The organism is Pseudoalteromonas sp. SG43-8, from assembly GCF_014164245.1.
Lineage (GTDB): Bacteria > Pseudomonadota > Gammaproteobacteria > Enterobacterales > Alteromonadaceae > Pseudoalteromonas > Pseudoalteromonas distincta.
The window spans coordinates 24,461-38,158 of sequence record NZ_JACJEX010000015.1 but is presented as its reverse complement, the minus strand read 5'-3'; the positions used below and the strand labels follow the sequence as shown (position 1 = coordinate 38,158).

Sequence of the window (13,698 nt, the reverse complement as noted above, 5' to 3'; positions counted from 1 at the left end):
TTATGTCTAAAATAACCGTTTCTACTTTAAATAAAATGAAAGCAGAAAATAACAAAATTACTGCATTAACAGCCTACGACGCTAGTTTTGCAAAGTTATTTCATGATAACGGCGTTGAAGTTATTTTAGTGGGCGACTCATTGGGCATGGTACTACAAGGCGGCGATGACACCCTTGGCGTAACAAATCAAGATATTGCATATCATACCCGCTGTGTACGCGCTGGTAGCCGCGAATTATTTGTAATTGCTGACTTACCTTTTATGACCTACTCAAGCGTTAGTGATACCTGTAAAAATGCAGCTGAGCTTATGCGCGCTGGCGCAAACATGATTAAACTTGAAGGCGGAGAGTGGCTTTACGAGAGCATTAAAGCACTCACTCAACAAGGTATCCCAGTTTGCGGGCATTTAGGCCTTACACCACAGTCAGTTCATGTATTTGGTGGCTTTAAAATACAAGGTCGCGAAGAAGATAAAGCACAAAAAATGATTGATGATGCGAAAGCACTTGAAGCTGCTGGCGCGCAATTATTAGTACTTGAGTGTATTCCAAGTGCCCTGGCAAAACGCATTACAGACGCTCTAAGTATCCCAACTATTGGTATTGGTGCTGGCAGCTTAACTGACGGCCAAATACTGGTAATGCATGACCTGGTTGGTATTTCGGCAGGTTACATTCCTAAATTTTCTAAAAACTTTTTGCTCGAAACAGGCAATATGCCTGCTGCCGTTCAAAAGTATTGTACAGATGTTAAAAGTGGCGCATTTCCAAGCGCTGAACATGAGTTTAAATAATGCAATCAATAACTGAAATCAGATCGTTACGTAGTCAAATTAAAGCATGGCGCCAAGCAGGTCTTAGCGTGGCGCTTGTGCCAACAATGGGCAACTTGCACCGTGGGCATTTTTCGCTAGTAGAAAAAGCAAAAAACTTGGCCGACAAAGTCGTTGTAAGTATTTTTGTAAACCCAATGCAATTTGGCGCTAACGAAGATTTAGATAACTATCCTCGTACGCTAAACGAAGACAAACAAGGCCTTGCTGAACTAGGCACTGATATTGTATTTACCCCAAGTGTAGAAACAATCTACCCTAACGGACTAGGTGCACAAAGCTTTGTAGATGTGCCTGACATTTCATTAGGCTATTGCGGCGGCTCACGTCCAGGTCACTTTAGAGGCGTTGCAACAATCGTGACTAAGTTATTTAACTTAGTGCAACCAGATTACGCCTGCTTTGGTGAAAAAGATTTTCAGCAATTACAAGTAATCAAAACTATGGCACGCGACTTATCAATTCCGGTTGAAGTTATTGGTGTACCTACAATGCGAGAAGTTTCTGGCCTTGCTATGAGCTCACGTAATGGTTACTTATCTGATGATCAAAAAGCGACTGCAACCGTATTATTTAAAGCCCTTAATACGTGCGCTGAGCAACTTAAAAGTGGCGAGAAAGACTTTGTAAAACTTGAAAGCTTAGCTAAACAAAGTTTAGAGCAAGCAGGCCTAAAACCAGACTATTTTGAGATTGCTCAACGAGATACATTAAAAACTGCTACAATCGAAGATACTCAATTTGTTATTTTAGCCGCAGCCTATTTTGGTGGTGTTAGATTGATCGACAATATCCAAGTCGAAATTTAATATTATTGCGACTCCATTTTAAGGATAAGAAGCATGCACACTTTAATAAAAACAAGCGTAGTCGCCCTTACTTTTGCACTATTGGCAGGTTGTCAAAACCAAGTTGAAAACCCTGAAATGAATCAGTGTGCTCAACAAAACTACCAGTGTGAAACTAGTTGTGAACAGCAAACAACTGCTGAAGGCTTAAAGCAACAAGTATGCTCTGGAAAATGTGTTGAGAGCTATAATCAATGTAAAGCACAAGCCGAAAAATTAGGTAATATTTAATTCCTAAAAGTTTTTAGTTTTAGGCACAAAAAAACCGCTCAATGAGCGGTTTTTTATTGCTTATAGTTTATTAATTTAAACCAAGCTTCTTAAGTTCTGTTTCTACTAGCTTTGCAGAAAGTGGTACATAACCATCTTTTTCTACAATTTGCTGACCATCTTTTGAAAGTACCATTTTTAAGAATTGCGCTTCCATTGGAGACAACGGCTTGTTTGGGTGCTTATTCACATAAAGGTATAAAAAGCGAGATAATGGATATTTGCCTTGTGCAACGTTATCAAGTGTTGCATCAACAAAGTTATCGCCTTTTTTAGCTAGCGGTACTGTACGTACGCCCGATGTTTTATAACCAATACCTGAGTAACCAATTGCATTTAATGAAGATGAAATTGACTGTACTACTGATGCAGAACCCGGTTGCTCATTTACGTTATTACGGAAATCACCTTTACAAAGTGCTTTCTTTTTAAAGTAACCATACGTACCTGATACTGAGTTGCGTCCGTAAAGTTGCACATCTTTAGCTGCCCAATCACCTGTTAGACCAACATCGCTCCAGCGGTTAACTTGCTCTGGTGCGCCACATTTTCGAGTAGATGAAAAGATAGCATCTACTTGGTCAATACGAAGACCTTCAATTGGGTTATCTTTATGTACAAATACAGCAAGTGCATCAATAGCTACGCGAACTTCAGTTGGCTTATAACCGTAACGTTTTTCGAACGCTTCGATTTCTTTAGATTTCATTTTACGGCTCATTGGACCTAGGTTAGCTGTACCTTCGGTAAGTGCCGGTGGAGCAGTAGAAGAACCTGCTGCTTGAATCTGAATATTTACATTTGGGTAAATACGTTTGTACTCTTCAGCCCAAAACGTCATCATGTTGGCTAAAGTGTCAGAACCTACTGATGAAAAGTTGCCTGAAACACCACTAATTTTTTGATACTCAGGAATATTTTGGTCTAGAGCAACTGCTTGTGCAGATACGAAAGTTGTAACAGCCACACCCATTGCGGCAACTAAGTTTTTAAATTTCATGTAGAGTTCTCCGGTTTGTTCGTTCCATTTTCTAACTGCTGCCCACTCTAAAGTGAGTACATGACAGTTACATTACTCTTAAATGACACTTTTATGACTTGACCTATTAGCTTAATTATTTAGTCAGCGAAACTATCTTATCTATTGAAAATTCAAAAGAAAAACACGATCCTTTGTTAACTTCACTGCGAATATTTAATTTACTATCATGGCGAGTTAACACATGTTTTGTTATAGCGAGCCCTAAGCCTGAGCCACCTGTTGTTCTACTGCGAGCTTTATCAACACGATAAAAACGCTCAGTTAATCGGTTAATATGCTCAGGCGCAATACCATCACCATTATCGGTAACACTAAAACACGCTTTATTGTTTTTGCGCTGCCAGCATACTTCTACTTTACCGCCTGGTTTTGTGTAATGAATCGCGTTGAATACTAAATTAGAAAACGCACTACGCAGTTCATCCTCAGAGCCTTTAATATCAAGGGTTTTATCAATATCAAAAATAAGTTCGTGGCCTTTGTCTTGATTAATTGAGTTTGCTTCAGTGTGAATATAACCAAGTAATTGCGGCACATTTATAGCTTTATCATTGTCTTGGCGACGAGCACCTTCAATACGCGAAAGCGATAGTAATTGGCTGACTAAGCTATCCATGCGCTTGCATTGTTCAAGCATAGTATTTTGCGCTTTGTTCCACATTGCTGGCGGCGGCATCATGTCGCCATCCATCATCTCAAGATACCCTGTAACCACTGTAAGCGGTGTACGTAGTTCATGCGACACATTGGCTACAAAGTCTTTACGCATCTGTTCAAGCTGTTTTAAGCGCGTTACATCACGTACCACAACCATAAGTTGCGTACTTGCATATGGCATTACCCTAAACTCCAGCACCTGCTCAATACTGTGACCGTTATCCAGCTCAAGCGCATCGTCAAATTCGCCTTTGTGCATGTATTTAGCAAACTTAGGTTCGCGAATTAAATTATCAAGGCGCTGACCATGATCGGTAGGCCACTGCAAACCAAGCACTTTAAGGGCTAATTGATTACACCACACAATACTTAAATCGTTTTGTAATACCACAACCGCATCAGGTACCGCTTCAGCCCCATCGCGAAAGCGACGAATTAAATCTGCAAGCTCATTACGTTTTTTACGATTACGATGCTGGAGATGATAAATACCTTCAAACACTTGCTCCCATGCACCCTCACCCTCTGGCGGATTAAAGCTGCGTTGATTAAGTAGCCAATCGCTCAAACGATAAAGTTGATGGTAGTGCCAAATAAGGAGGGAAAAAGATCCTAAAAATAAAAGCAAAAATGGCGCGCCAACCAGCACACCAATTAATAGTAAGGGTAAAAAATAGATAAACAGGCGCTTTACTAACGCCTGCTTATTAACAACTCGATACATACACTCACTTTACCTTAGAGTAGTAATACATGCGTATTTTACACATTAGCTAAGCTTTAAGCTGATCACAGCTTACTTGAAAAACGATACCCAGCGCCACGTACTGTTTGCACCAAACGGTCATGTCCAAGTGGGCCAATTGCTTTACGCAGGCGACGAATGTGAACATCAACAGTGCGATCTTCTACGTAAACGTTAGTTCCCCACACATGATCAAGCAGTTGTTCACGGCTATAAACACGCTCTGGGTGAGTCATAAAAAAGTGCAGTAATCTAAATTCGGTTGGCCCCATATCAAGCTCGTTACCTTCTGAGGTAACACGATGAGAAATAGGGTCTAAACGCAGGCCATGTACTTCAATAGCTTCTTCTAATGAGGTTGGCGATACACGGCGAATAACCGCTTTAATACGTGCCATAAGCTCTTTAGGAGAAAACGGCTTGGTGACGTAATCATCTGCACCTACTTCAAGGCCGCGTACTTTGTCTTCTTCTTCGCCGCGAGCTGTAAGCATAATAATTGGGATTTGGCGGGTGTGTTCGTTTTGCTTAAACTTTTTAGCAATTTGAATACCGCTTCCACCTGGTAACATCCAATCAAGTAAAACCATATCTGGGTAAGGTTCAACCATAGCTGCAATAGCAGAGTCGTAATCTTCTGCTTCAATTGCTTGAAATCCATTTTGCTCTAAAACAAAAACCAACATCTCCCTGATAGGAGCTTCGTCATCTACGACTAGTACTTTACGTGACATTCCAATTTATCTCTTACGCTATCGAATTAGTTTTCATTATTATGACTAAGTATGACATTTTTATGAAAGTGTAACGTGTAAATTAAAATGGTGGTAAAAAAAACACAAATTAGTGACAAAAAACCTCATTAACGTCATATTTTTAAAACCTTTTTAATATTTAACGTAATAAAAAGAGATTTACGATAAATTTATGTAATAGCTAACTTTTTAAAATTATCTTTTTTGTATCGCTATTTAAACCACTAAACAATATTAAACTAGCTGGGATCATTGTTTTACTAACCAAGACATTTTTACAGATCGATCGTTTAAAAGTAGCTTTAAAGCCCTTTTAAAATCAACAAACCCGCCTGTGTAACAAACAATACGCTCAAAAATAGATCTAAATTTTACTAAGCTCCAAATAAAGGATCAGATTTTTACCAAGCCGATCAACCCTCAGATCAGAGTTGTACCTAGTCAAAGCCATAAGTTGTTGATTGTTTATACAAATAAATAACGATCAAATTATCTCAGAACCTATATATAGCATTAAAGTGTATTTGGCTTAGTAAAGTAATGATCCGAAAAAGGCTGTGTTAGTAAATGCGTGATCCCAAAATTCCGCGTTGGTAATGCAGTGATCTGATCAAAAAACCGTAATCTGTAATATAAAAAGGGCTGACATTAAAAAAGCCAGTAACAAAGTTACTGGCTTAGATGATCAATTATAAATTGATCTATTATCTAATTTTAGGGTCTAGTTCGCCGCTTAAGTATTTAAGGTGCATTTCATCAAGTGAAATTGGCTTAATTTTACTAGCCTGACCAGAAGTACCAAACGAGTTATAGCGTGCAACGCAAATCTCTGTCATTGCTTTTGTAGCTTCAGCTAGGTATTTACGTGGATCAAAGTTAGATGGGTTAAGCGCCATATGACGGCGAATTGCACCGGTAGATGCTAAACGTAAATCGGTATCAATATTTACCTTGCGAACACCAAACTTAATGCCTTCAACAATCTGCTCAACTGGCACACCATAAGTTTCTGGAATTTCGCCACCGTACTGATTAATAATTTCTAACCATTCTTGAGGAACTGAAGATGAGCCATGCATCACTAAGTGCGTGTTAGGAATACGGGCATGAATCGCTTTAATACGATCAATCGCTAAAATATCATCTGTTGGTGGGCGAGTAAATTTATAAGCACCGTGTGAAGTACCGCAAGCAATTGCAAGTGCATCAACGTGTGTTTTATTTACAAAATCAGCCGCTTCTTCAGGGTCTGTTAGCATTTGATCAGTTGTTAATAACCCTTCTGCGCCAACGCCATCTTCTTCGCCAGCTTCACCTGTTTCAAGTGAACCAAGTACACCTAGCTCGCCTTCAACCGATACGCCACAGGCATGCGCCATCGCAACAGTTTCGCGCGTTACTTCTACATTGTATTCGTAGCTTGAAGGGGTTTTTCCGTCGCTCATTAACGAGCCATCCATCATTACTGATGAAAAACCAAGCTGAATTGAACGCTGACACACACCTGGCGATGTGCCGTGATCTTGATGCATTACAACTGGGATATGTGGCCATTCTTCAACGGCTGCTAAAATCATATGACGAATAAATGGAGCACCAGCATAAGCACGTGCACCAGCTGATCCCTGAACGATTACTGGGCTGTTTGTTTTGTCAGCCGCTTCCATTATTGCGCGCATTTGCTCTTGATTGTTAACATTAAAAGCAGGTACGCCGTAACCATGCTCTGCTGCATGATCTAAAAGTTGTCGCATACTGATTAAAGCCATTGGGTATTCTCCAATTTATCGACAGTAGTTCCCTACCATCTAGTTTGAACGGATGTGTTAGTTTGGCGTTATAACAACGCCACGAAAAACCACTGCTTTGCAGTAATATTCCGTCTAAATTAACGACTAAATTAGGGTGAGAGGTATTTAGTAATTAATTGTCGGTGAGGGCTATTACCCCCTCACCTTACGCCACTAAAATTACTTAGCGCGCGACTCTAGCATTTCAACTGCTGGAAGTATTTTGCCTTCTAAAAACTCTAAGAACGCACCACCACCAGTAGAAATATAAGATACTTTATCGGCAATGCCGTATTTATCGATTGCGGCTAAGGTATCACCACCACCGGCGATTGAAAACGCATTTGAGTTAGCAATTGCTTGTGCAATAGCACGAGTACCATTACCAAACTGGTCAAACTCGAACACGCCAACAGGGCCATTCCATACAACAGTGCCTGCATTTGCAATAATTTTTGCAAGCTTGCTCGCTGTATCAGGGCCAATATCAAAAATCATATCATTGCTTGTTACTTCGCTTACATCTTTAAGCGTAGCTACAGCAGATTCAGAAAACTCATTACCAACTACTACGTCAGTCGGTACCGGAATTTCACCATTATTAGCAATCGCTGCTGCACATAAACGATTCGCTTCATCCATTAAATCAGGTTCGTAAAGCGACTTACCAACTGGGCTACCTGATGCAGCAATAAAGGTATTTGCAATACCGCCGCCGGTAACTAATTGGTCAACAATTTTAGAAAGTGAATCTAAAACGGTGAGCTTAGTAGATACTTTAGAACCACCAACAATCGCCACTAATGGACGAGCTGGATTATCAAGTGCTTTGCCTAACGCTTCGAGCTCAGCCGATAACAGCGGACCTGCACATGCAACATCGGCAAATAAGCCAACGCCATGGGTAGATGCTTGTGCACGGTGAGCCGTACCAAATGCATCCATTACATATACATCACACAGTGCAGCTAGTTGCTTAGATAACGCTTCGTCGTTTTTCTTCTCGCCTTTGTTAAAGCGCACATTTTCAAAAACAACCACTTCGTTATCAGCAATATCAACACCGTTTAGGTAATCTTTTTCTAAACGTACAGTTTGCTCTAGGGCATCGTTTAAGTAATTAGCTACAGGTGCAAGCGAAAACGCTTCATCGTATTCCCCTTCCGTAGGACGGCCAAGGTGTGACATAACCATTACTTTAGCGCCTTTTTCAAGGGCTAGTTTAATAGTAGGTAGTGCTGCACGAATACGCGCATCTGACGTCACTTTACCTGCTTTAACTGGTACATTTAAATCTTCACGAATTAATACGCGTTTGCCGTTTAAATCTAAATCTGCCATTTTTATGACCGACATGAACATCTCCTTAGTTAACGATACTGAACCTGAAAAATACGTTTAAAATTATTATATTAATAAATTACTTATTCGCTGCCATCATAGCACGCGCTGTGTCGAGCATACGATTAGCAAAACCCCATTCGTTATCACACCATACTAATAACTTTATCAGTCGTTTGTGACTAACACGTGTTTGTGTGCCATCAATAATACAAGAATGTGGGTCGTGATTAAAATCAACCGATACAAGCGGCTCTTCGGTATAACTTAAAATACCTTCTAAGCGGTCTTTTGCTTGTGCTTTAAGTGCATTATTTACTGCATTTAAATCTACATCGGTATTAACCGTTACACTTAAATCCATTGCCGTGACATTTATAGTAGGTACACGTACGGCGATGGCTTCAAAACGGCCTTTAAATTTAGGTAAAATACGGTCTATACCACGAGCGAGCTTTGTATCAACTGGAATAATTGATTGGCTTGCAGCGCGAGTACGGCGTAAATCATGATGATAACCATCAATCACTTGTTGATCGTTCATCGACGCATGAATCGTTGTAATAGCGCCCGACTCAATACCAAATGCATCATCTAATACTTTAATAACCGGCACAACACAGTTAGTTGTACACGATCCGTTAGAAACAATTGTGTGCTCGCTTTTAAGCTCATCGTCGTTAATGCCATACACAATCGTAGCATCAACATCGTTATCGGCCGGATGCGAAAACAACACCTTTTTAGCACCTGCGGTAATATGTAACTGCGCATGTTCACGCGAGTGGTAAACACCCGTACATTCAAGTACAACGTCTACATCGAGCGTTTGCCAAGGTAATTCAATTGGGTTTTCTTCACAAAAAAGTGCAATGGTATCGCCTGCAACACTAATGGTGTCTTCACCAAGTTTTACAGGAAAAGAAAAACGACCGTGGGATGTGTCGTATTTTAATAAATGAGCAATAGCTTCAGGATCAGCAAGTTCGTTAATCGCAACAATTTTTATATCGTCGCTCAAACCAGACTCGTATAACGCGCGGACAATATTTCGACCAATACGACCAAAACCATTAATTGCAAGTTTGATTGCCATGAAATATAAAATCCACTCTTTTAGCGTGCAGATAAAGGCAATACGCCTTTTAGATGTCTGTATTGTAATCGACCTTGCATCTGATTATAAGAGGGAAGCATTAGAAACTTTAAATTAAGGTTAAAGAGCTTAGGCATTGCAAGCTCTTCAAGGGGTCTGACTTTTTAAATTAAGTTTTTTATACTAAATTTTTCAAAGCGTTAATTATATCTTCTGGCTCAGAACGAGTACGATAATCAACATCAACATACCGCCAAGTCACTTTACCTTGTTTATCTAAAACAAAGGTGGCAGGGATCGGTAAAACACTACTATTGCCATTGTTAACCGACTCTAAATCTAGGCCTCGGTCTACTCGCATATGCTCGAGTAAAAATGTGGGCACTTGCCATGCTACGCCGTAGCTTGCTGCTACATCGGCATTTTGATCCGACAGTACTAAAAAATCCATGTTACTTATATCGCTTTCGCTCATTGAGCCATCGGGTACTTGCGGGCTAATAGCCACCAATTGTGCGCCTAATGCGTGAACTTCAGGTAAATGTGCTTGAAGCGCTTTGAGCTGTAAATTGCAGTACGGACACCAACTTCCACGATAAAAAGTAACAACTACAGGCCCTTTAGCAAGTAACTCAGTTAACTGCACCGATTGACCATGCTGATTTTGGTAACCCAAAACTTGGTGCGATTTGGTTTAAATCAAGTGCATTAGCACCTTGTTGAAACGCTTTCGCTTGTGCAATCGTTTCATCAACACCTTTCATAAAATCAGGATTACCTTTACGCCCTGCTGCTATTTTTGCCTCAGTTTGTGCTTTTAATGTGTTATTTTTATCGCTCATAATATGGCTACCTTCAAATTAATCAAAAACTTAAAGCCAGCTTACATTATGAAAATGTATTTGAAATGAAAATTTTAACTTAATCATTTACTTCTAAATCAAACACCACGTTTATTGATGATTTAAATGTAATAGTTTCTTGCAGGTATCTACCTTGCTCGAATGGATTTCTAGTAACTTTAGAACCGCTCACAACTATTCTCTCAAAATTATCTGCGCCATAACCATAACTTGAACGGTTAGAATTTGAATTAATACTGTAAATTTTTCCAAGCTCTGCCCCAAATGCTTTGGCAAGCTCGCCCCCTTTAACTATAGCGTTATCTATTGCGCCTTGTGTTGCTTCAGCTTCTAACTGCGCAGCTTTTGAAGACACAAGCTCAATATTCGTCACTTCATTAATTTTTACACTTAGTGCAAAATCGATAAAATCATTCAATTTTTCAATATTTCTTAATGTTACTTTAAGTGTTCTTGTTGCTACATATCCTGCATTAATTGCTGTACCGCTCTCGACATTAAACATATCGTCATCATTATGAGTTAACAGGCTTGTAGCAGAAACATCCGTCTCCTTAACACCGTACTTGCTTAATCCTTTAAGTAACAAATTTACTCGATCATCAACATCACGTTTAGCATCAAGTGATTTGTCTTTAAAGCTTATTACTTCAAAAGAAATCTTAGCCATATCGGGCTTTGCTAATACCTCTGCAATACCCTGCACTGCAATATGGCGATTAGCAGGTAAGCTTGAATTAGCAAAAGTGATAAGTGGGAATAAGGTTAAGAAAATGGCAGTAATGAGTTTCATATTCGTTCCTTGAGGTAATTAGTTAAATAATGACTACGTAACTGTACCTATAGTTATACGGATAACAATAAAAGTAAACTGCTCTTTATTGTAGGCGGGAGTTTATCTCGCGCGGCATAAAGCCCCGCCTACAGCCAACCTACGCCAACTCACCTACTTTTAGCTCTTTACCACGGCTTATTTGATGGCACTGGGCTAGCAGTAACTCTGCGGTGGCTTGTGCATCGGTCAGTGCATGATGGCAATGATAGCTTGGTAACTCATAACGTGTGCGGCAAGCATTAAGGGTTAAATCATCTTGTTTTATTTCAGTTGAATGATGGAGTAAGCGCTTTTGCTCAATATGAAGTGTGTCGAGTATGAGTTTAGGGCGTATTGTTATATTGGCATTTTTAAGGGCTATTTTTAAAAAGCCCCAATCGAGCATGGCATTATGAAACACTAAAATACAGTCGCTAAAATGGCAGCTCAATTGCGTTAATATACTGCACAAGCTCTGTCCTTTTGTTATAGCATCGTCGCTAATTCCATGAAAAACAGGACTTTGCTCAAGGCTTTTTACGTCTTTATTTATAAGGTGCTGCGACTCGCTCATTTTTATACATTGGTTATCTATTATCACCCACGCTACCGATACAATTTCGTGCTGTTTTGCATCAAGGCCAGTTAGCTCTAAATCAATCACTAAGTAACGTTGTTGTAAGGCATTTTTACCTAGTAATTTACGGCGCTTTAAATACCGAGTGAGCAGCTTTTTTACCATGTTAGTAATCCATCATTATAAACTGCCACGAGCAAACTTAAACGCGGCGGCTTGCTGCGCTTGTTTAACAAGGTAAAACGCTTCTTTTAGCTGATGGCGCTCTAGTGAGTTTAATTTATTAGGATTAATACAATTACTCGGTAAGCCCTCTTCGTTTATTTGTGTACTCAAGCGCAACTGCGTTAAGAACCGCCAGCAGTCTTTTAGGTTGTATATATCTTCTTTGCTGATCAGTTTATGTTTTAGTAGTGCGTCCAACCGTTCTTGCGTGTTGGCGCGCCTAATACCCGCTTTTAAAGCGTATAACCGCACTATGTCATTTATAATTACGACACCGCGTTTTTTTAAATCTATGTATTTATTATTTTGATCTGTTTTTTCTGTTTTAAATTTATTAAATAAACCAATTGGCACGCTTTTGCTGCTTATGTCGGTTGCCATTGCGGCATAGAATAAGTCGTTACGCGATATACGAATTAGTTGCTCGCAAAAAGCCGTGTATAAAGCGTTTGAACCTTCAATAAATCGCAGGTCAAAAAATATCTTACAGTTAAGCATTGCATTGGGTGTGGGGCTTTTTATCCATTTAAAAAAGCGCTCGCTCCAGTCGTTTACGCTCATACGGCACTCATCACTGCTTGCCATAATATTACCCGGGCAACGCCTAATGCCGCACTCAACTAAATTCTCGCATACAAACTCCCCCATACTTTTAAAGTAAGCGTGTTGATCGGGGGTTAAGTCGTTAGGGAGTAATAAGCCGTTATCTTGATCTGAATGCAGGGTTTGTTCTTCGCGTGCTTGCGAGCCAAAGCAAATAAAACTAAAGCTGGTTGGCGCTGCGCCATGCTCTTCTTGAAATAAGTGAATCAGGCGCGATGTAAGCGCGTCGGTTAAACCACTGAGTAATTTACCAATTAGCGATATGTCGTCAATGTTGTACGAAAAGCTACGCAAAAGTTCGGGAATTTCTTTAGCGTAGCGTTTTAAATCAGTAACAGTGTGCGCTTTATATATGCGCCCAATAAGCTGTACGGGGTCACTTTTTTGTTGGCGCAGTAAATCGGTGCTGGTTATCATCCCTATCGGGTTATGATTTTCGTCAAGCACGGGCAAATGGTGAATATTGTATTTAAGCATTAAATGCAGCGCTGAAAACACTCGGTTATTTTCAAATATAAACTTAGGTTTGGCGGTCATAATACTGCTTACTGCGTCTTGTGGATCTACCTCGTCGGCAAGTACTCGGTTGCGTAAATCGCGGTCGGTCACCACCCCTACTAAGTGCGCGTGCTGCGTTATCATTATTGACGACACACCATGCTCTTTCATTTTTTTAGCGCTTTGCCTAATACTTGCATCAGGCGTAAGCGTAATTGCTGTGCGCGTCATCAGCTCTGATATTTTACGTTCCGACCAGCTATCGTTTTTACTTTTATAATGCGATGACAATAACCGGTTAGCATGAGCGCGTACAAAGTATTGCTCAAACGATTTATATTCTCTGCGTAAAAAATCAAAGTGCGTTTGAGAGAGCATATACACTATCCCCTCTTTGTGTACTTCTAACCTATTTTGAATTGCCTCACCGGTTAATAGCGACGGAAAACCAAAATAGTCACCTTGCGCTAAGCGCGTAACAACATCGCCCTTGCCATCAACTAGGTCGTACAAACCAGAGCGAATTAAAAATAGTTTAGGGTTTTCACTTTGTAACCACTGAGTTTGGTTTTCGCGGGTAAGGTAAATAATATCAAGATGATTTACAAAGTATTCGCATGCGCTGCTATCAAGCATAGTAAAAGGCGCTTGCAAACAAACGTATTGGGCTATTTCTTGTTGTTCTACACTCATTGTATTCGCTCTTTAAATGGTGATGTACCAATCTAATGTACTTAT

General features: G+C 40.0%; 12 protein-coding genes and 1 pseudogene. 3 read left to right on the top strand and 10 right to left on the bottom strand.

Going from position 1 to position 13,698, the window contains the following annotated elements; translation table 11 throughout:
* Positions 1-2 precede the first annotated feature (2 nt).
* Genes panB through H5122_RS17920 form a run of 3 tightly spaced genes read left to right on the top strand, consistent with a single transcriptional unit; the run spans position 3 to position 1,915 of the window.
* Positions 3-797 (top strand): 3-methyl-2-oxobutanoate hydroxymethyltransferase, encoded by a 795-nt coding sequence (gene panB / locus H5122_RS17930; protein ID WP_002962679.1) that lies wholly within the window; start codon positions 3-5, stop codon positions 795-797.
* A complete protein-coding gene (panC, locus tag H5122_RS17925) occupies positions 797-1,645 on the top strand; it encodes a pantoate--beta-alanine ligase (protein WP_138489570.1) in 849 nt (282 codons plus the stop codon). The genes panB and panC overlap by 1 nt, the downstream gene beginning before the upstream one ends.
* A gap of 33 nt (positions 1,646-1,678) precedes the next feature.
* Positions 1,679-1,915, top strand: coding sequence for a hypothetical protein (locus H5122_RS17920; protein ID WP_165744073.1), 237 nt, complete (start codon positions 1,679-1,681; stop codon positions 1,913-1,915).
* A gap of 70 nt (positions 1,916-1,985) precedes the next feature.
* On the opposite strand, the gene H5122_RS17915 is transcribed toward H5122_RS17920, so the two are convergent.
* From H5122_RS17915 to H5122_RS17870, 10 genes and pseudogenes are all read right to left on the bottom strand, one after another.
* Positions 1,986-2,954 (bottom strand): PstS family phosphate ABC transporter substrate-binding protein, encoded by a 969-nt coding sequence (locus H5122_RS17915; protein WP_002962686.1) that lies wholly within the window; start codon positions 2,952-2,954, stop codon positions 1,986-1,988.
* A 115-nt stretch (positions 2,955-3,069) separates the two neighbouring features.
* Positions 3,070-4,377 carry a phosphate regulon sensor histidine kinase PhoR gene (gene phoR / locus H5122_RS17910; RefSeq protein ID WP_002962688.1) on the bottom strand — a complete coding sequence of 436 codons (1,308 nt, stop codon included), beginning with the start codon at positions 4,375-4,377 and terminating at the stop codon, positions 3,070-3,072.
* A gap of 65 nt (positions 4,378-4,442) precedes the next feature.
* A complete protein-coding gene (gene phoB / locus H5122_RS17905) occupies positions 4,443-5,132 on the bottom strand; it encodes a phosphate regulon transcriptional regulator PhoB (protein WP_006791869.1) in 690 nt (229 codons plus the stop codon).
* 725 nt (positions 5,133-5,857) lie between these two features.
* A complete protein-coding gene (fba, locus tag H5122_RS17900; protein ID WP_002961523.1) occupies positions 5,858-6,922 on the bottom strand; it encodes a class II fructose-bisphosphate aldolase in 1,065 nt (354 codons plus the stop codon).
* Between the two features lie 201 nt (positions 6,923-7,123).
* On the bottom strand, positions 7,124-8,299 hold the full coding sequence (locus tag H5122_RS17895) for a phosphoglycerate kinase (protein WP_182672777.1): 1,176 nt from the start codon (positions 8,297-8,299) through the stop codon (positions 7,124-7,126).
* 64 nt (positions 8,300-8,363) lie between these two features.
* Positions 8,364-9,380 carry an erythrose-4-phosphate dehydrogenase gene (epd, locus tag H5122_RS17890; RefSeq protein WP_182672778.1) on the bottom strand — a complete coding sequence of 339 codons (1,017 nt, stop codon included), beginning with the start codon at positions 9,378-9,380 and terminating at the stop codon, positions 8,364-8,366.
* A gap of 178 nt (positions 9,381-9,558) precedes the next feature.
* Positions 9,559-10,222, bottom strand: a pseudogene (locus tag H5122_RS17885) (peroxiredoxin-like family protein).
* Positions 10,223-10,301: 79 nt separating this feature from the next.
* Entirely contained in the window at positions 10,302-11,036 is a 735-nt protein-coding gene (locus H5122_RS17880; protein ID WP_182682825.1) for an SIMPL domain-containing protein, read from the bottom strand.
* 139 nt (positions 11,037-11,175) lie between these two features.
* Entirely contained in the window at positions 11,176-11,799 is a 624-nt protein-coding gene (locus H5122_RS17875) for a 3'-5' exonuclease (RefSeq protein WP_182672780.1), read from the bottom strand.
* 15 nt (positions 11,800-11,814) lie between these two features.
* The gene (locus H5122_RS17870; protein WP_182682826.1) at positions 11,815-13,653 is read right to left on the bottom strand and encodes a DUF294 nucleotidyltransferase-like domain-containing protein; all 1,839 of its coding nucleotides are present in this window, start codon (positions 13,651-13,653) and stop codon (positions 11,815-11,817) included.
* Positions 13,654-13,698 lie beyond the last annotated feature (45 nt).

Bases quoted from the DNA above. Each gene is read 5' to 3' on its own strand.
- phoR (WP_002962688.1), bottom strand. From the start codon at position 4,377: ATGTATCGAGTTGTTAATAAGCAGGCGTTAGTAAAGCGCCTGTTTATC.
- fba (WP_002961523.1), bottom strand. From the start codon at position 6,922: ATGGCTTTAATCAGTATGCGACAACTTTTAGATCATGCAGCAGAGCAT.
- phoB (WP_006791869.1), bottom strand. From the start codon at position 5,132: ATGTCACGTAAAGTACTAGTCGTAGATGACGAAGCTCCTATCAGGGAG.
- panB (WP_002962679.1), top strand. From the start codon at position 3: ATGTCTAAAATAACCGTTTCTACTTTAAATAAAATGAAAGCAGAAAAT.
- H5122_RS17870 (WP_182682826.1), bottom strand. From the start codon at position 13,653: ATGAGTGTAGAACAACAAGAAATAGCCCAATACGTTTGTTTGCAAGCG.
- H5122_RS17920 (WP_165744073.1), top strand. From the start codon at position 1,679: ATGCACACTTTAATAAAAACAAGCGTAGTCGCCCTTACTTTTGCACTA.
- epd (WP_182672778.1), bottom strand. From the start codon at position 9,380: ATGGCAATCAAACTTGCAATTAATGGTTTTGGTCGTATTGGTCGAAAT.
- H5122_RS17875 (WP_182672780.1), bottom strand. From the start codon at position 11,799: ATGGTAAAAAAGCTGCTCACTCGGTATTTAAAGCGCCGTAAATTACTA.
- H5122_RS17915 (WP_002962686.1), bottom strand. From the start codon at position 2,954: ATGAAATTTAAAAACTTAGTTGCCGCAATGGGTGTGGCTGTTACAACT.
- H5122_RS17880 (WP_182682825.1), bottom strand. From the start codon at position 11,036: ATGAAACTCATTACTGCCATTTTCTTAACCTTATTCCCACTTATCACT.
- panC (WP_138489570.1), top strand. From the start codon at position 797: ATGCAATCAATAACTGAAATCAGATCGTTACGTAGTCAAATTAAAGCA.
- H5122_RS17895 (WP_182672777.1), bottom strand. From the start codon at position 8,299: ATGTCGGTCATAAAAATGGCAGATTTAGATTTAAACGGCAAACGCGTA.